Raw genomic sequence first — 16,589 nt, 5'->3', positions numbered from 1 at the left:
ATGAGGAGACGTGGAAATGAGCGAAAACATCTATGGGAAAGGGCTGGATCGCACGCCGGCCAATCACGTGCCGCTGACACCGCTTCACTTTCTCGACAGATGCGCGGACCAGTATCCCGATCGCACTGCGATTGTTCACGGGGAATTGACGCAGTCATGGAAACAGACACGGGAGCGGTGTCGTCGTCTAGCCAGCGCGCTGGTCAAGCGCGGGATCAAGCGTGGGGACACGGTATCCATCGTTGCTCCGAACACCCCGGCGATGGTCGAAGCGCATCACGGAGTGCCGCTGTCCGGGGCAGTCCTCAACGCGATCAACTGCCGATTGGACGCCGATGGCGTCCGGTTCATCCTGCGTCATGGCGAATGCAAGATCTTGTTGGTGGACAGGGAGTTTTCTTCGTTGGCGGCAAGCGCGCTTGAACAGCTCGAGAACAAGCCGCTGGTCATTGATATTGCCGATATCGAAGCGGCGTCTGGAGATCCGATAGGTGAGCTCGAGTACGAGGCGTTCCTTGCGGAAGGCGATCCCGATTTTTCCGGCGTCTGGCCATCGGACGAGTGGGATGCAATCGCCTTGAACTACACGTCGGGAACGACTTCGGACCCCAAGGGCGTTGTCCCGAGCCACCGCGGCGCGTACCTGATGAGCATGCTTCAACTGACGGATTGGGGAATGCCGCGTCGCCCGGTATATCTCTGGACGCTTCCGTTGTTTCACGCGAACGGCTGGTGCTTCGCATGGGCCGTTACGGCGGCAGCGGGCACGCATGTTTGCCTGCGAAAGGTGACGGCCTCGAATATCTTCAAGGCCGTTCGGCAGCACCGCGTCGATCATTTCTGCGCCGCGCCCATCGTGCTCGCATCGTTGGCCAGTTCCTCCGAAGCGGAGCGCTTGCCGGTGCCGCATACCGTTCGTGTGCGCACGGCCGGTTCGCCTCCACCGGCTGCCGTACTGAAGGCCGTGTCGGAGATGGGCTTTGACGTCGAGCATGTCTACGGCATCACCGAAGCGTCGGGTACGCCCGTGAGTTGCTTCGTCGAGCCCGCCTGGAACGATCTGCTGCCGGACGACAAGGCGCGCCTGATGGCGAGACAGGGTAGTCGGGCGGCGGGCCTGGAGGGACTCCGCGTCGCGGATCAGGGTAGCGGTACGCCCGTGCCTTGGGACGGCAAGACGCAAGGCGAACTGCTGATCCGGGGCAATATCGTGATGAAGGGCTACCTCAAGAACGAGGCCGCGACAGCGGCTGCGTTCAGCGGAGGGTGGTTCCATACGGGCGACGTCGCCGTGGTGCATCCGGACGGCTATATCCAGATCACCGACCGCTCGAAAGACGTCATCATCTCGGGGGGAGAGAACATCTCTTCGGTTGAAGTCGAAGACGTTCTGCATCGGCATCCGGCGGTTCTGATCGCCGCTGTGGTAGCCCAGCCCGATGCCAAATGGGGTGAATCGCCCTGCGCCTTCATCGAGTTGAAGCCAGGTGCCTCGGTCCCGGACGAAGCCGAGATCATCGGCTTTTGCCGCGAACGGATTGCCCACTACAAATGCCCTGTTCGAGTCGTCTACGGGGTACTGCCCAAGACCGGCACGGGAAAGATCCAGAAATTCCGGCTTCGGGAACTGGTCGGAAGTCGAGAAGCCATTACAGCTTTATCCGGCGTGTAGTGTCTTGCGATCGAGCGGTTCCTCCCGCTGACCTCCGTGGAGTCAGGCGTCAAATTGCGCAATCGCTATCGAACCCTCTACGGTTTTCCGCGAAGAACCCAAAAATCGGGCTCGCAAATTTCCGAAGGACGAGATGTCAATCCGGGTGCGCGGAAAACTCGCCCGGGATAATGCACCGTGTCGCGAGATCCGCCCGACGAACAGGATGACTTAATTACGTGATGCCTGGAACGCTGGCGAAACCTCTGCTCGCGGCTCCGCATCACTTTCTCGAAAGGTGTGCGAAGCTCGTCGCATAACAAGATGACGTGCGACACATCGGCCCATTTTCTGATAGGTGTTTTCCCGAAAACGGTTTACGCAGCCGTCGAATGTCATTCGCAAGACAAATGTGGACGCGCAACGCGGGCAGCATTTCCTTGCGCGCTCGACCATGGCGCTATGCGATTCCAATCAGGAGGAGACAAAGGTGAGAAAGACGCCCAAACAGCCGGTGTTGGCCATGACCCTGGCCGTCATTGCATCCATGGGAATATCGGGTTGTGGTGGAAGCGACGACGCTCCACCGCCCCGGATATCGCTGTCAGCTCAACAAGCCTGCGACGCGTTGAAGGGAAAGTCCGCAGGGGGGGCATCGGTAACCGATGCATCGATGGTGCCGGCGACAAGTGCCGGTCCAGCCTACTGCAAGGTCTCGGCGCTGATCTCGTCTCAACTCGTCATGCAGGTGCAGTTACCCGATAACTGGAACGGCAAACTGCTGTATGCGGGCGGTGGCGGTTACGACGGTTCGATCCAGAATTTCGTATGGAGCGGACCGGAAATCCTGAAGGCAGGATACGCAATCGTTCAAAGCAATGGCGGGCACATCGGTACTTCCGTCGCGGACGCCTCATTCGCTGCGGATCCTTTTTTGGCATCCATGTTCGGCTCAGGCTCGGTTCCGACGACTGCTGCGGCCGCCAAGGACATGCTGCATCTGGTCTATGGCAAGGCACCGGATCGGTCGTATTACGAAGGCTGCTCCAACGGCGGGCGCGAGGGCCTGATGGCTATCCAGCGGAACCCCGATCTCTTCGACGGTGTGATTGTCCGGGCGCCGGCATACGATTGGCCGGGCTTCATGGGCGCATTCAATCGCAACGCCAAGGCGATCGCGGCCCCCGGGGCGGCATTCACTGCCGGGAAGATTTTGCTACTGGCGAAAGCGGTTCGAGACAAATGCGATGCTGCGGACGGAATCGCGGATGGAGTGGTGTCAAACCCGTCCGCATGCAACTTCGATCCCGCGGTGCTTCGCTGTCCCGGCGGGAGCGACGCTGGCGATTCGTGTCTATCCGACGCTCAGCTTGCCGTGGCGAACACCTGGACGAGTGCGTCAAGTTTTGCCAATGGTGCGTACACCTATCAAGGCTGGGCACTGACGGGAAATGAAGACGATCCGGGCGGATGGCCGCAATGGCTCACGGGCGCAACGGGCAACGGTAGCGGTTCGGCCCAGTTCCTTCTTCAGGATGCGACAGTGAAGTCCTATCTGAGCAATGACCCCAACGCGAATTCCCTGACGTACGACTGGAATTCGAACACGGCGGCATTGTTCACGATGGCTGCGCTCAATAGCGCGACGAATGCGGACCTGAGCCCGTTCGTCAGCCATGGCGGGAAGCTGCTTCTCTGGCACGGCACGTCGGATATGGCATTGAGTCACCGTGCAACGACGGCGTATTACCAGAAGCTGCAAGCTACGCTCGGTGCATCGACGGTTGGCTCGTTCGCCCGGTATTACCAGGCGCCGGGGGTTGATCACTGCTCGGGCGGACCGGGTGCGGATTCCGTCAACCTGGTGGCCGTGCTGGATCAATGGGTAACGAAAGACAAGGCGCCGGAGAACCTTGTTGCATCGAAGTTGAACACGGATGGCAGCGTGGCGTTCACCCGACCCTTGTGCCAGTATCCGCAGTACCCGCGCTACACCGGACCCTCCAATGACGCAAAGGCGGCGACGCTGGCGGAGAACTATACGTGTACGTCACCGTAAGCGTTTCGCGTCGGAGGCGATAGGTCGCGGTCAATCATGAGTCGAGCCGAAAGGCTCGACCTTCGATCATGTATTTCGACGCTCGATGTCGTGAATGCCCGACTCAGCGCTCGATCAACGCAAGCTGCCGATCGAAATCGGTCGGATCGAAATAGTCCCGCCACACGGTGATCATGCCGTCTTCGATCGTGAGCGTCCCCATGACGGGCAGCACGATCGTGCCGCCGCTGGCAGCAACCAGGCGGCTCTTGTTCAAGGCCGTTTCATTGCCAACCGCATTACGCGAGCCGGAATTTCTTTCTCAGGCTCGCATCGACAGGGCCGGCCGGCATGAAGCGCCGCAACTTGCGCAAAAGCGATGCCTCGCCGTTCGGCGTGCGCCGCATGCGCCATGCGCCGAGCGCCGCTTCGACAATGGTGGCGGCCACGCCGTCGGGCTCGGGCGCGGTTTTCACGCTGTCGACGACCGCGCGCGATGCAAGCGTTCGCTCGCGGTCGTAATCGGCGATCGGCGCGCTTGCTTGCGGCGCATTGACGTCCAGGTTGGTTCGCGTAAACGACGGTTCGACCAGCGTCGCGCGAATACCGAACTGGCGCACCTCGTGATCCAGCGTTTCGGTCAGCCCCTCCACCGCGTGCTTGGACGCCGCATAGAGTCCCATGTATGGCGCCGGCAAAAAGCCGAGCACCGAGCTGACATTGACGATCCGTCCGCGCCGTTGTGCCCGCATGTGCGGAAGTACGGCCTGGGTCGTACGCAGGATGCTGAACACGTTGGTGTCGAACAACGCCGTTGCTTCCGTCACGGAGGTTTCCTCCACCGCGCCGATCAGGCTTGTTCCCGCATTGTTGACGAGCACGTCGATACGCCCGGCGCGATCGACGATCGTTCGAATACCTGATTGAACGGACGCGTCGTCGCGAACGTCCATCTCGATCAGCTCGACGCCGGCGACGGGTGCCGTTCTGGCCATGCTGCGCACGGTGCCGAATACGCGGCACCCGCGTTTGGCAAACTTCTCTGCGGCGGCGCGCCCGATACCCGACGACACCCCGGTCACGAGAACAACGGTGGAATTCGACATGCTGTTTCCTTCGATACGATGAATGGAGGGGGTGTCAATCGCGCGCGTCGAGCGCATGCTGGAGCACGGGCTCGGCAGGCGCATGTCGGCCATCGCGCGAACCGGCGGTATGGCCGGGCCGAATCCTGAACCAGATCGCGTACATGGCCGGCAGGAACACCAGCGTGAGGACCGTCCCGGCGAACGTGCCACCGATCAGCGTGTACGCGAGCGTTCCCCAGAACACCGAATGGGTCAGCGGGATGAATGCGAGCACCGCCGCCATGGCCGTGAGAATCACCGGGCGCGCGCGCTGCACGGTCGCCTCGACGACCGCATGAAACGGATCGAGGCCCGCCTGTTCGTTCTGATGGATCTGCCCGATCAGAATCAGCGTGTTGCGCATCAGGATGCCCGACAGCGCAATGAGGCCGACCAGCGCGTTGATGCCGAACGGTTGCCCGAACAGGATCAGCGTCGGCACCACGCCGATCAGGCCGAGCGGGCTCGTCAGGAACACCATCACCATCGCGGAGATCGAGCGCACCTGGAAGATGATGATGATCAGCGTGACCGCGAGCATGATCGGGAACAGCGGCAGCATCGCGGCTGTCGCCTTGCCCGATTCCTCGATGGAGCCGGCCTGCTCGATCCGATAACCGCTCGGCAGTTTCGCGATGATCGGCTGAAGCTGCTTGGTGATCGCCGTCGAGACATCCGGTGGTTGCAGACCCTCGGCGATATCGCCGCGCACCGTGATCGTGGGCACTCGATCGCGCCAGCGCATGATCGGCTCCTCCATCCGCACGTCGACCTTGCCGACCTGCGACAACGGAATGCGCTGCCCGTTCGCACCGGCGAGCGTGAAGTCGCCGAGGCGGGCCGGGTCGAGCCGCGCATCGCCGGCCGAGCGCGCGACGACCTGCACGGTCCGAATATCCTCGCGCACGGCAGTGACCGGCACGCCGGTAAGCAGGAACTGCAGTTGCTGCGCGACGGCGCTGGACGTCAGCCCCACCGCCTGCAAGCGATCCTGCTGCAACGTGAAGTGCAGCGTCGGCGCACGCGTGCCCCAGTCGGCATTGACCGTGCGCATCATCGGGCTGCCTGCCATCAGGTGCTGAACCTCGACTGCGATATCACGCAGCTTGTCCGGATCGGGGCCCGTGATCCGGTAGGCCACCGGGAACGGCGAATACGGGCCGAACACGAGTTGCGTGACGCGCACCCGTGCTTCGGGTGCAAGACCGTCGGCGATCGCCCGCCGCAGTCGCGCCTTCAGCGCATCGCGTTCCTCCTGACTGTCCGTGCGAATCACGATCTTCGCGAACGACGGATCGGGCAGTTCCGGTCCCATTGCCAGGAAAAAGCGTGGCGCACCCTGGCCGACATAGGCGGTAACGATCCTCGCTTCCTTTTGCTTGGCGAGCCATGCCTCGACCTTTGCCGTCGCGGCGCTCGTTTGTGTGATCGAAGTGCCGTACGGCATCTGCACTTCGACCAGCACTTCGGGTCGATCGGAGATCGGGAAGAACTGCTTCTTGACGACCGCCATGCCGAGAATGGCCAGCACGAACAGGCCGACGACCGACCCGGCGACCAGCCATTTGCGCGCGATCACGCGTGCGAGCACCTGGCGGAAACGGTTGTAGCGGGGCGTGGCGTAGATCGCGTCGTGACCGCCTTCGACCTTCTTGAAGTCGGGCAGCATCTTCACGCCGAGATACGGCGTGAAGACCACCGCGACGATCCACGATGCGATCAGCGCGATTCCCACGATCCAGAACATGTTGCTGGTGTATTCGCCGGCGGTGGAGCGTGCGAAGCCGTTCGGCATGAAGCCGACCGCGGTCACCAGCGTGCCGGCCAGCATCGGCGCGGCCGTATGGCTCCACGCATAGGCCGACGCGGCCACGCGGCCGTAGCCTTCCTCCATCTTCACGACCATCATTTCGATCGCGATGATCGCGTCGTCCACCAGCAGCCCCAGCGCGAGGATCAGCGAACCGAGCGTGATGCGGTCGAAGTTCTTGCCGGTCGCGGCCATCACGACGAACACGACGGCCAGCGTCAGCGGCACGGCCGCGGCGACGACGAGGCCCACGCGCCAGCCCATGCTGACGAAGCTCACCAGCATGACCACCAGCAGCGCGGCGAAGAACTTGACCATGAACTCGTCGACGGCCGAGCTGATGTTCACGGCCTGATCGGTGACCTTGGTGAGGCTCATGCCGAGCGGCAGCGCGCCATTGATCGCGCCGACTTCGCTGTCCAGCGCGTGGCCGAGGTCGAGCCCGTTCCAGCCGTCGCGCATCACGATGCCCAGCAGCAGCGCGGGTTCGCCGTTGTTGCGGATCATGAATGTCGCCGGATCTTCATAACCGCGCTCGACGGTGGCGATGTCCGACAGTTTCAGCGTGCGGCCCTGCGAGACGATCGGCGTGTCGCGAATCTTCTGCAGCTTGTCGAACGCGCCGTCCAGCCGAATGAAGATCTCCGGCCCGCGGGTCTCGACGGAGCCGGCGGGCGTCAGCGCATTCTGGCCGTTGAGCGCGGCGAACACGTCCTGCGGGCTGACGCCGAGTGTCGCGAGCCGGTCGTGCGACAACTGCACGTAGATGCGTTCGGCCTGCTCGCCGACGATGTTGACCTTCTTCACGCCCGGCACATGCAGCAGCCGCTGGCGCAGCGTTTCCGCATCGCGCACCAGCAGGCGCTGCGGTTCGCCCTTCGCCTTCAGCGCGAACAGCGCAAAGGTGACGTCCGCATATTCGTCGTTGACCAGCGGCCCGATCACGCCGGCCGGAAGGTTGCTTGCCTCGTCGCCGATCTTTTTCCGCGCCTGATAGAACTGCTCCTGTACTTCCGACGGGGGCGTGCTGTCGAGCAAGGTCAGCGTCGTGAACGCGAGGCCGGGCCGCGTATAGGTTTCGGTCCGGTCGTACCAGCGCAGCTCCTGCATGCGCTTCTCGATCTTTTCGGCAACCTGGTCGTGCATTTCCTGCGCGGTGGCGCCCGGCCATGCGGTGACGATCGTCATTACCTTGACCGTGAACGCCGGGTCTTCCGCGCGGCCGAGCTTGAAGAACGAAACGAGCCCGGCCAGCGAGATCAGGCAGATCAGGAACAGCGTGATCGCGCGCTCGCGCACGGCGAGCGCCGACAGATTGAATCGACCTTCGCTCACGGCCGTGCTCCCTCGTTGGCCGCCGCGACGGTCTGACCGGACATCCGGACCTGTGCGCCTTCGTGCAGCAACTGCGCGCCGAGCGCGACGACCCGGTCCCCTTGCTTCAATGCGCCGGACACGCGGGCGCTGTCGTCGTCCAGACGCTCGACCGCGACCGGCCGCCACGCCACCCTGGCCGGCTCGCCCGCGACCACCCACACGCCGGGCCCTTTGCCGGCGTCGAGCAGCGCGCCGATCGGCACCTGCAGGCCGCCCGCCAGCGTCGCACGCGCGTCGGATATCTCGATCGTGACGGTCGTGCCCAACGGGGCGTCGGCCAGCGCGCCTTGCAGCACATAGCGCGCTTCGAAGGTGCGCGTGCGGATATCCGCGGTATCGGAGAGCTGGCGCAGCGTCGCGGGAACGCTCACGCCCGGCTTGCCGAACAGCTCGGCTTGCGCGGCCGAGCCGATGGCGGGGCGCAGGGTTTCCGGCAGCTGGATCACGGCTTCCCGGCTACCGGCGTGGGCGATGCGTACCACCGGCTGGCCCGCGCTGACGACCTGGCCCGGCTCTGCCAGCGTTTCCATGACGACGCCGTCGCCGTCCGCGACGAGCTGCGCATAGCCGGTCGCATTGCGCGCGACGTCGGCGTTGGCCGCGGCAGCGCTCAGCTGCGCTTTCGCGGCATCGGCCGCCGCCTTGACCTGGTCATACGCCGATGCCGAGATTGCGCCGGTGCCGCGCAGGTCGCGGTAGCGGGCTTCGTCCTCGGCAGTCTGCCGCGCGCGTGCCCGCGCGGCCGCGACGGCCTCGTCGCGTGCGCGCGCCGCGAGCTTCAGGTCGACGGGATCGATCCGCATCAGCGGCTGGCCGCGCCTGACGGTTTGCCCGGCGTCCACGAGCCGCTCGAGCACCTTGCCGGACACGCGAAACCCGAGGTCGCTCTGCACGCGGGCGGCGACGGTGCCGGTAAACGAGCGGGACGCGGGAGCCGCTGCCTGCACGATGGCGGTACGCACGAGCGGCGCCTCCGTGCGCGGATCGGAAGGTGCTTTTCCGCTGCAAGCGGCTAGCGCAAAGGGCAGTGCGGAAGCGAGTGCGGAGAGAGCGAGGCGACGCCGAAGCATGAAAGTCCCATTGGCGAAGTGATCGGGACTTTCATTGTGGTTCTAGTGACTAAATTAGTCAATAGTCACAAACGGTGCCGCATCACGGCGACAGGCTGCGAAGCACGAGGCTGGACAGTTGGGCGGGCGCGACGTCGGTCGTGTCGAGGTTGTACTGCAACAGCAGCGGATTGAGATACGGCCGCATGACCAGGTAGATCGCCATCGCGGTTTCATCGAGCGGCGTCTTGCGCTCGAAGTCGCCGCTTTGGCGGCCTTCCTGCAGCACGTCCTGCAGCAGCGTCTGCACGCGCGCTTCGTACGCCTGCACCGACTGCCAGTTCCCGGTGGCGGCCGATGCGGCGATGTCGTACAGCTTCCGATCGCGGAAAAACAGCCGGAGGCTCGCTTCGGTAAAGACCCGGAACATCCGCCGCAGCTTTTCGGTCGGCAGGCCGGCGTCGGCCACGGCCGCCCGGACGTCGGTTTCGATCTGGTGCAGGCAGTTCGCGCAGATCATTTCGCCGATCGCCTGCTTCGACTCGAAGAACTTGTAGATATACGCCTTCGAAAAGCCGATGGACTTGGCGAGATCGGACACGGTCGTTTTTTCATAGCCGTACCGGCTGAAGTGCTCGGTGGCGGCGGCCACGATCTGATCCCGTACGTCGTGGTCGGCCGGACCGCGTGCGGGGATCGGGGAAGGGGCGTCTTTTTTCATGGGCTGCGGGCTGACAGGAATGGACAACGAGTGACTATTTGGTATTATAGTCACTACCGGATTCTTGCGAAGACCCTCATGCTACCCAAACCCATCGTTGCCGCGGTTCTTGCCGCTGCTCTGTCGGCCGGCTGCGCCGTCGGGCCCGATTACGTGCAGTCGGATCCGGCCATGCCGGAGCGGTTCCAGGGCCAGGCCGCCGTGGAGCAGCGGCACGCGGCCGCCGAAGCCGAACTCGCGACGTGGTGGACGGGTTTCGGCGATCCGCAATTGACGCAGTTCGTCACGCTCGCGCTCGCGCAGAACCTCGATCTTGCGCAGGCCGCAGCTCGCGTCGCGCAGGCCCGCGCGGCGCTAGGGTCGGCGAACGCCGCGCTGTTGCCGTCCGGCAATGTCAGCGGCCAGGCCGCGCGCGTCTACCAGTCTGTCGAGACCCCGTTGGGACGGGTGTTGAATTCGACGCCCGGTTTCGACCGTTACGGCAACGACTATGAGGCCAATTTCAGCGCGAGCTGGGAACTCGACGTGTTCGGCGGCCTGCGCCGCGGCCGGGAAGCGGCGCTCGCCGACTATCGGGCCTCGGAAGCGGGGGCGGTGGCGACGCGGCTGGCCGTCGCGGCGCAGACCGCGGACATTTACATCGTCATTCGCGGGTTGCAGGGCCGCCTGAAGGTCGCGCGGCGCCAGGTGCAGACGCAGCAGGATCTGCTGTCGACCATCAATCTGTTGTATGGAAAAGGTCTGGCGGCGGAGCTTCAGGTCAGGCAGGCCGAAGGCGCGCTGGCTCAGGTTCGCGCATCTGTCCCGGTGCTGGAAGCGGCGCTGGACGCATCGATGAATGCGCTCGATGTGATGCTCGGTTCGCAGCCCGGCACGCATCGGGCCGAACTTCTGGACGACGGTGATATCCCGGTTGCTCCGCAGATCGCGACGATGGGATCCCCGCGAGAGCTGCTCAGGCGCCGGCCCGACCTGCTCGTGGCCGAGCGTCGCGTCGCGGCGTCGAACGCGCGCATCGGTGTGGCCATTGCCGAGTATTACCCGAAGTTCTCGCTGAGCGGGCTGATCGGCAGCGCAACGACAATGGGCGCGGGCAACCTGTTTTCCGGCGGCGCGAATCAGGCTGCCGGCGTGCTCGGCTTGCGCTGGCGTCTGTTCGACTTCGGCCGGATCAATGCGCAGATCGCGCAGGCAAAAGGACAGGAGGCCGAAATGCTGGCCGCCTACCGGCTCGCCGCGCTGCACGCCACCGAGGACGTCGAAAACGCGTTCTCGGCGCTCGTCAAGCGCGAGGAGCAGGCTACCGTTCTGGCCGACGGAGTGAACTCGCTCGGCAGGGCGCGGGCGGCATCGTTTGCGGCCTACCAGAAGGGCGTCGTCAGTCTGATCGAGGTCTTGCAGGCCGATGAAAGCTTGCTGCGTGCCTCCGATGAGCGCGTGCAGGCGCAAACAGAATCGGCACGAGCAGCGGTTGCCGCGTTCAAGGCACTCGGTGGCGGCTGGCAACCTGGCGCATCCGAAGCGGTCGCCGCTCGATAGCGGCCGTATATGCCAGGGAGTTACCGGGAACGCGGCTCTTGTTCCTTGCCGGGATGAGGACTTTGCCGCATGCGACCCAAACGGATGATGCGGGCAGAAAGCCGCAAGCGAACGCGGCAGCGCTTGCTCGATGCGGCGGCATCGTGCATTGCCGAAAGAGGCCTGTCCGCTACCAGCGTCGAGGACATTGCCACCCACGCCGGCTACACCCGAGGCGGGTTCTACTCGAACTTCAGCAGCAGGAACGATCTTTTCATCGAACTGCTTCGCGTCGATCATCGGAAGATGCAGGGAGTCCTGCAGACGTTGCCGGATGCCGCGTCGTCCGCCGAAGAGGCCATGCCGTTCTCCCTGGTTTCCGATGAGCCGTGCACGGTGCGCATCGTGCGTGGCACTGCGCGGCGAGGCGACCGGGCATGCGACCTGCTCCTGGGTGTGCAGCGCTTGCATACGGGACCGAACCCCGGGCATGCGTCGCGATCCGACATTCATATCCGGGAGGCGCCATGCGAGAATCGAACGATCCTTCCCGCGTCCGGCAGGACGCGGGCGGCGAACTCAGAGCCGGCGTCGCAGCGGCGTACCGGCCGGCGCGCCGTCCCGTCACGCGCCTCTTCGAACGCTTTGCGTCGCACGTGACCGTGTGGGCCGGTTCGCCGGTCGCGTTCGGCAGCGCGGTCGCCGTCACGGTGCTGTGGCTCTTCACCGGGCCGCTCTTCCACTATTCGGATGCGTGGCAGCTCGTCATCAATACCGGGACGACGATCATCACGTTCCTGATGGTGTTCCTGCTTCAACGCAACCAGAACCGCGACAGCGTCGCGCTGCATCTGAAGCTCGACGAGCTTCTCGCGGTCACGCACGCGGCGAGCGACCGGCTGATCGGGATCGAGGACGCATCGGAGGAAGAATTGCGCGCACTCGCGCAGACCTACCTCGACATGGCGAAGCGGGCCGCCGAGCGGGAAGGCGAGCCGGCCGACAATCCGCCCGAATCGTGACGGGGAGAATGGGGGCGCGGTACGGCTGCGGAACGATCGGCACGAGAACTGCGGACGTTTTTTCAACCGGTTGTCATTTCCGTCCCGGCATCGTGGATCGCAACGCATCCGCGCGGTGAATGCCGGTTGCGCGTCGGTTGCAGTCGGCGTGTTCGTGCAGGGGAACGGCGCGCTGCAGACGACCGATCTCTGCCTGTCGTGCAAGGCGCCGGGCGGAGGATGGCAGACCGGCGGCGCGCAAGGGGCGGCACGCGCGCAATAGCCGGTGGTTAGCCGATCGATGCGAGCGCTCGTGCGCCGCACATGCGGTACACGACGCAACGCGACGGCACGCATTCGGCGTTATTCCCAGGCGTGCTTGCTGAACTGATAGCCCTTGCAGCGGATCGTTTTAATTCGCTTCGGTTCGAGCGCGTCGTCACGCAGTTTGCGGCGCAGCTTCGAGATGTGACAGTCGATCGAGCGATCGAGGCCGTCGAACTCGATGCGGCGTAACAGCAGCGTCAGGTCTTCCCGGCTGACCACCTCGCCGGCGCGGCTGGCAAGGGCCCACAGCAGGTCGAATTCGGTCGAGGTAAGGCGAGGCGAGCTACCGTCAGGAAGGTGAACCTTGCGATCCGTCCGGTCGATCGAGAACTTGCCGAACACGAATCGCTGGGGCGATTCGGGCACGCAGCCGGCCGGACGCATTCGTAGCCGTCGCAACTGCGCCTTGATCCGAGCGAGCAGAATGCGTGGCTCGATCGGCTTGTGGAGAAAGTCGTCTGCGCCGAATTCCAGGCCGAGCAACTCGTCGAACTTTTCGTCGCGTGCCGTCACCATGATGACGATGCCGTCATATTGCGTGCGTGCCTCGCGGCAAATCTCGAAGCCGTCCTTGCCCGGCAGGTTGATGTCGAGAAGCACGAGATCGGGGCAATTCGCGACGATCGTGGATACGGCGTCGGTGCCGTCGAACAGCGTGTCCACCTCGTACTGATGCTTGCGCAGATAGTCCGCGATCAGCGCGGACAATTGGACGTCGTCTTCGACGAGCAGGATTCGGATGGGCATCGGTAAACGAGGGGCAATACGGGAAAATGGCGAGCGGTCAGGCCCTGTCCGAACGCGTGGCAACCGAAGCGAGGTGCATGATACTGCGCAACATTCCGATGGAATGTGATGAAATCTGCATCGTTTGTTGAACACATCTGCATGTAAATCGTCGCCGGCTTGCGGAAAAGCGAACGGATGACGGTGTGGAATCGTGTCGGCGGCGAACGGCTCGATATTCGGGTGAAAAGAGTCGGAGCGATATCCGGCGTGTAGCCGGCAGGGAACCCTGACGAGGCGTCGTTCGGGCGAAAACGTTTGCGGAAAACCGCTTGCGCGAACGCCGCTTGCGCTGGCCAATGCGAAGCCCCGTAAAGGTTGCTCGACGCATCATTACAAAATATTACGTACGCCGCAGCGCATGGTTCCCTACAATCCTCGCAACTGACGGACGCGCAGGTCTTGCAGCGATTTCCGCTCTGTCGTCAAAGGGCTTGCAGCGACGAAGGCGGTGGCCGATACACGCGGTTGCCCGCATTCAGCGCGCCACAGCCGGCAATGAACGCATGTGAATCGGTGTTGACGTCGCACGGGACTTCGAGGGGCAGGCATCCGGACCGTACGATGTATTGACAGGAGTGCGAAATGGAACCGCTGCAAGTCATCCAGAATCTCGATGTGCTCACGAATGCGATCGAAGTCGCGGTCGCCCGGGCTGACTGGAGCGAGGCCGTCCGGGCCGCGGAAACACGTTCAAGGTTTGTGATTGCGCTTGCGCCCGATCAACCGGACGAGGTTCGCGCGGCGATCGGGAGAATGCAGGAGATCGATGTCCGGATCTCCACCGTCGCCCGGGAAACGTTCGAGGCACTCATCGCCGAGGGCTGGATTGCGTTGTACGAAACCGGGCCGGCGACGCAGGTGTTGGCGGCGCAGCCGCTATCGCCCGGGGCGGATGCGATGGCATCCCGGCCCCCTTCTTTTCCCGCATGAGCGTCACTATCCGGGCGCCCATGCTCAATACGCGGACAGATCTTTGGAAGTGCCTGTCAGGGGGTAACGTTTCGGTGGCGGTATGCGATTTCGAAAACGCATCAATTATGTCGATGCAACACGGTGGTTCGCCGATGGCGACCATGATCGAGTGGAGAACCGTGAAGGCGTGTGGGCGGTCGCGACACCGGAGGGTTGGCGTTCGGTGAAGCCTGGCGACTGGATATTGCTCGACGAGCGCGGCAACTGCTGGCCGATGGACGACAGGCTCTTTGCGAATTTCTACGAACCGGTTGCGGAGTGAGTACGGCTGAAGCACACGCGCCGCAAGCGGATGCGGCACGCCCGCGATAGCGGGTGCGCCGTCGTGCTTACCGGCTCGCGCGTGAAAACAGCAACGAATCGGTGTCGTTGAACCTGATGCGCACCGGATCGCCGTAACCGGCTTTCTCCGCCACGCGGATCGACGCGACGTTGGTCGGCGCGATCAGACACACGCTGCGTTCGAACCGCTGCTACGCATCGAGCCACGCGAGCGCGGCCGCGAGCGCCTCGGTCGCATAGCCCTTGCCGTGCGCCCACGTCGCCAGCGCCCAGCCGGCTTCAGGCACGCCGCGAATCGACGGCTCGACGAGCCGGTGGAAATCGGCGAAGCCGAGATCGCCGACATAACGGCCCGACGCCTTCTCGCGAATCGCCCAGTAGCCGTAGCCGAGCAGCGGCCACAGCCCGCGATACGCGAGCAGGCGCATCCATGAATCGCGCGGCGCGGACGGCTCGCCGTTGAAGATGTGCGCGACGACGTCCGGCTCGGCCCACATCGCGGCGAGCGTGTCGAAGTCGCCGAGCGGATGGCCCTCGAGGACGAGGCGCGGCGTGTCGAGGACGGGCGGGGAGGCGACGGGCGGCGGGACGTTCGACGTCATCGGGCATTCCATGGGCAGGAAGGGGGGGAGGCACGCGGGCCGGCCGCGCGGAACGTGCCGGTACGATACCGCGGAATCCGCCCGCGCGGCCGCTACTTCAGGCTTTTCAGGAAGGACCGTCCTGCGGACGTGATCGAAATGCCGGAGCGGCCGTGCGGCGGATGGCTGGCGAAGCCCGCACCGACGAGTTCCCGCGCGATCGACCAGCCGAGCGCCGGCGCATCCCGGCCGTAGCGAACGTCGGCGAGGCGTTCGAGTGCCCAGACGGCGGACGCCGACAGGTTGGGGGCGTTTGACGTGTGTTGGTCGCTCATGACTTCCTCCGGGAATGGGTGTGCGGTGTGGATCGCGGCAGCGCGGCTGCGGAATGCGGCGGCGGGCATTCCGTCATCGGGCGCGTGTCTCGCGGCGTGAGCGCATCGGCAGCAGCAGGTCGACGCGCGACGGGGCGGAGGGCGGCACGCGGGTCAGCCCTCCTGCAGCAACGGCAGCAGCGCCTGAAGCGCCGCTTCCTCATCGGGCCCGGCGGCCAGCACCTGGGCGGACGTGCCGCCGCGCAACTCCAGCGACGCGATCGCGGCGTCGTTTTTCGCGTTGCCGCGGCACCCGTTCACGATCAGCACGATGTCGCTTTCGAAGCGGCGTGCCGCTGTGACGACCGCATCCCTGGCCGCGCCCGCGCGGGTCCGGTTCCACGCGGCGCCGATTTGAAGGTAGACGACGGTTGCCACGTTTTTTTACGAAAGCCTCTGGTTGAGTCGTCGGGGGCCGTGCGCGGCGCCAAGCCCGCAGTGCGCGAGAAACGCGCGAAACGCGGTTTCCCACGCGGCGTCGCGCAAGTCGATGTCGATGCCGGCGAGTCGTTCCATTTCCGGGTTGACGAACACGGCGCGCAGCGATCGAGGCGGCACGCCGCGCGCGAAGCAATGGTCGTCGGCATCGAGCAGCAGGTGCGGATGGCGCCGGAACCGCACGCAGGCGACCGAGATCGGGTCCGTCACGTGCCGGGCCGATTCCGCCGGATACACGAAAGCCAGGTGGATCTCGGCCGCCGCGAGCTGAGCGCCGACGTCGTGGAAGCGATGAATCAGCTGGAAGCCGCGTTCGACGCCGCGCCCGACGCCCACGACGACGATCGGCCGGTTTTCCGTGATTTCCCGAAGGGTAACGGGGCGCCGATCGGGCCGCAGCAGTGCACCATCCAGCTCGAACATGTCGACATCCTCAGCGAAACCGCCTGCAAGTCCGATGAACGGCGGAAAGCGAGGATTATAGTACAGCGATGGAGAACATGTGTATTGTATTATAATGCCGTGTGCAGCAAA

Annotated in this window: 16 protein-coding genes and 2 pseudogenes; 8 read left to right on the top strand and 10 right to left on the bottom strand. The window is 64.4% G+C overall.

What is annotated here, in order from left to right; genetic code table 11:
* Positions 1-16: 16 nt before the first annotated feature.
* Both ACNQQL_RS14250 and ACNQQL_RS14245 read left to right on the top strand, forming a co-directional pair.
* On the top strand, positions 17-1,672 hold the full coding sequence (locus ACNQQL_RS14250) for an acyl-CoA synthetase (RefSeq protein ID WP_347064468.1): 1,656 nt from the start codon (positions 17-19) through the stop codon (positions 1,670-1,672).
* Between the two features lie 469 nt (positions 1,673-2,141).
* Entirely contained in the window at positions 2,142-3,710 is a 1,569-nt protein-coding gene (locus ACNQQL_RS14245; RefSeq protein ID WP_347064467.1) for a tannase/feruloyl esterase family alpha/beta hydrolase, read from the top strand.
* Positions 3,711-3,813: 103 nt separating this feature from the next.
* Here ACNQQL_RS14245 and ACNQQL_RS14240 read toward each other — a convergent pair whose 3' ends face one another.
* From ACNQQL_RS14240 to ACNQQL_RS14220, 5 genes are all read right to left on the bottom strand, one after another.
* Positions 3,814-3,966 carry a limonene-1,2-epoxide hydrolase family protein gene (locus ACNQQL_RS14240; RefSeq protein WP_256260630.1) on the bottom strand — a complete coding sequence of 51 codons (153 nt, stop codon included), beginning with the start codon at positions 3,964-3,966 and terminating at the stop codon, positions 3,814-3,816.
* A 22-nt stretch (positions 3,967-3,988) separates the two neighbouring features.
* Positions 3,989-4,795, bottom strand: coding sequence for an oxidoreductase (locus ACNQQL_RS14235; RefSeq protein WP_347064491.1), 807 nt, complete (start codon positions 4,793-4,795; stop codon positions 3,989-3,991).
* Positions 4,796-4,829: 34 nt separating this feature from the next.
* Complete coding sequence (locus tag ACNQQL_RS14230; protein ID WP_347064466.1) at positions 4,830-7,961, bottom strand: efflux RND transporter permease subunit; 3,132 nt, start codon at positions 7,959-7,961, stop codon at positions 4,830-4,832.
* Positions 7,958-9,073, bottom strand: coding sequence for an efflux RND transporter periplasmic adaptor subunit (locus ACNQQL_RS14225; RefSeq protein WP_347064465.1), 1,116 nt, complete (start codon positions 9,071-9,073; stop codon positions 7,958-7,960). Before ACNQQL_RS14225 ends, ACNQQL_RS14230 begins: the two co-directional genes overlap by 4 nt.
* A gap of 82 nt (positions 9,074-9,155) precedes the next feature.
* On the bottom strand, positions 9,156-9,773 hold the full coding sequence (locus ACNQQL_RS14220) for a TetR/AcrR family transcriptional regulator (RefSeq protein WP_072437890.1): 618 nt from the start codon (positions 9,771-9,773) through the stop codon (positions 9,156-9,158).
* Between the two features lie 78 nt (positions 9,774-9,851).
* Here ACNQQL_RS14220 and ACNQQL_RS14215 point away from each other — a divergent pair, with 78 nt between their 5' ends.
* The 4 genes and pseudogenes from ACNQQL_RS14215 (at position 9,852) to ACNQQL_RS14200 (ending at position 12,575) form a co-directional block, all read left to right on the top strand.
* On the top strand, positions 9,852-11,312 hold the full coding sequence (locus tag ACNQQL_RS14215; RefSeq protein WP_347064464.1) for a TolC family protein: 1,461 nt from the start codon (positions 9,852-9,854) through the stop codon (positions 11,310-11,312).
* A 69-nt stretch (positions 11,313-11,381) separates the two neighbouring features.
* Positions 11,382-11,564: pseudogene (locus ACNQQL_RS14210) on the top strand (TetR family transcriptional regulator); the annotation flags it as partial.
* A 254-nt stretch (positions 11,565-11,818) separates the two neighbouring features.
* The gene (locus ACNQQL_RS14205) at positions 11,819-12,313 is read left to right on the top strand and encodes a low affinity iron permease family protein (RefSeq protein ID WP_347064463.1); all 495 of its coding nucleotides are present in this window, start codon (positions 11,819-11,821) and stop codon (positions 12,311-12,313) included.
* A 115-nt stretch (positions 12,314-12,428) separates the two neighbouring features.
* Entirely contained in the window at positions 12,429-12,575 is a 147-nt protein-coding gene (locus ACNQQL_RS14200; protein WP_347064462.1) for a hypothetical protein, read from the top strand.
* 80 nt (positions 12,576-12,655) lie between these two features.
* Here the strand turns inward: ACNQQL_RS14200 and ACNQQL_RS14195 are convergent, their stop codons facing one another.
* On the bottom strand, positions 12,656-13,366 hold the full coding sequence (locus ACNQQL_RS14195) for a response regulator (RefSeq protein WP_347064490.1): 711 nt from the start codon (positions 13,364-13,366) through the stop codon (positions 12,656-12,658).
* Positions 13,367-13,990: 624 nt separating this feature from the next.
* Here ACNQQL_RS14195 and ACNQQL_RS14190 point away from each other — a divergent pair.
* Both ACNQQL_RS14190 and ACNQQL_RS14185 read left to right on the top strand, forming a co-directional pair.
* Positions 13,991-14,338, top strand: a complete 348-nt coding sequence (locus ACNQQL_RS14190) for a hypothetical protein (RefSeq protein WP_347064461.1) — start codon at positions 13,991-13,993, stop codon at positions 14,336-14,338.
* 82 nt (positions 14,339-14,420) lie between these two features.
* Positions 14,421-14,642, top strand: a complete 222-nt coding sequence (locus ACNQQL_RS14185) for a hypothetical protein (RefSeq protein ID WP_175961711.1) — start codon at positions 14,421-14,423, stop codon at positions 14,640-14,642.
* Positions 14,643-14,709: 67 nt separating this feature from the next.
* Here the strand turns inward: ACNQQL_RS14185 and ACNQQL_RS14180 are convergent.
* From ACNQQL_RS14180 to ACNQQL_RS14165, 4 genes and pseudogenes are all read right to left on the bottom strand, one after another.
* Positions 14,710-15,276 (bottom strand): annotated as a pseudogene (locus tag ACNQQL_RS14180) (GNAT family N-acetyltransferase).
* An 80-nt stretch (positions 15,277-15,356) separates the two neighbouring features.
* Positions 15,357-15,578 carry a hypothetical protein gene (locus tag ACNQQL_RS14175; RefSeq protein ID WP_072437911.1) on the bottom strand — a complete coding sequence of 74 codons (222 nt, stop codon included), beginning with the start codon at positions 15,576-15,578 and terminating at the stop codon, positions 15,357-15,359.
* Positions 15,579-15,731: 153 nt separating this feature from the next.
* Positions 15,732-15,995: an HPr family phosphocarrier protein gene (locus tag ACNQQL_RS14170; RefSeq protein ID WP_347064460.1), complete on the bottom strand. Its 264-nt coding sequence runs from the start codon at positions 15,993-15,995 to the stop codon at positions 15,732-15,734.
* A 6-nt stretch (positions 15,996-16,001) separates the two neighbouring features.
* On the bottom strand, positions 16,002-16,478 hold the full coding sequence (locus tag ACNQQL_RS14165; RefSeq protein WP_204420737.1) for a hypothetical protein: 477 nt from the start codon (positions 16,476-16,478) through the stop codon (positions 16,002-16,004).
* Positions 16,479-16,589 lie beyond the last annotated feature (111 nt).

The sequence above is a fragment of the Burkholderia sp. LFS061 genome (genome assembly GCF_047978125.1).
Taxonomy (GTDB): domain Bacteria; phylum Pseudomonadota; class Gammaproteobacteria; order Burkholderiales; family Burkholderiaceae; genus Burkholderia; species Burkholderia pyrrocinia_C.
The sequence above is the reverse complement of the archived record's forward strand: the minus strand, read 5'-3'. Positions and strand labels throughout refer to the sequence as shown.

Coding starts and splice junctions, on each gene's coding strand:
- ACNQQL_RS14250 (WP_347064468.1), top strand. CDS start 17: ATGAGCGAAAACATCTATGGGAAAGGGCTGGATCGCACGCCGGCCAAT.
- ACNQQL_RS14235 (WP_347064491.1), bottom strand. CDS start 4,795: ATGTCGAATTCCACCGTTGTTCTCGTGACCGGGGTGTCGTCGGGTATC.
- ACNQQL_RS14225 (WP_347064465.1), bottom strand. CDS start 9,073: ATGCTTCGGCGTCGCCTCGCTCTCTCCGCACTCGCTTCCGCACTGCCC.
- ACNQQL_RS14220 (WP_072437890.1), bottom strand. CDS start 9,773: ATGAAAAAAGACGCCCCTTCCCCGATCCCCGCACGCGGTCCGGCCGAC.
- ACNQQL_RS14215 (WP_347064464.1), top strand. CDS start 9,852: ATGCTACCCAAACCCATCGTTGCCGCGGTTCTTGCCGCTGCTCTGTCG.
- ACNQQL_RS14205 (WP_347064463.1), top strand. CDS start 11,819: ATGCGAGAATCGAACGATCCTTCCCGCGTCCGGCAGGACGCGGGCGGC.
- ACNQQL_RS14195 (WP_347064490.1), bottom strand. CDS start 13,366: ATGCCCATCCGAATCCTGCTCGTCGAAGACGACGTCCAATTGTCCGCG.
- ACNQQL_RS14190 (WP_347064461.1), top strand. CDS start 13,991: ATGGAACCGCTGCAAGTCATCCAGAATCTCGATGTGCTCACGAATGCG.
- ACNQQL_RS14185 (WP_175961711.1), top strand. CDS start 14,421: ATGCGATTTCGAAAACGCATCAATTATGTCGATGCAACACGGTGGTTC.
- ACNQQL_RS14175 (WP_072437911.1), bottom strand. CDS start 15,578: ATGAGCGACCAACACACGTCAAACGCCCCCAACCTGTCGGCGTCCGCC.
- ACNQQL_RS14165 (WP_204420737.1), bottom strand. CDS start 16,478: ATGTTCGAGCTGGATGGTGCACTGCTGCGGCCCGATCGGCGCCCCGTT.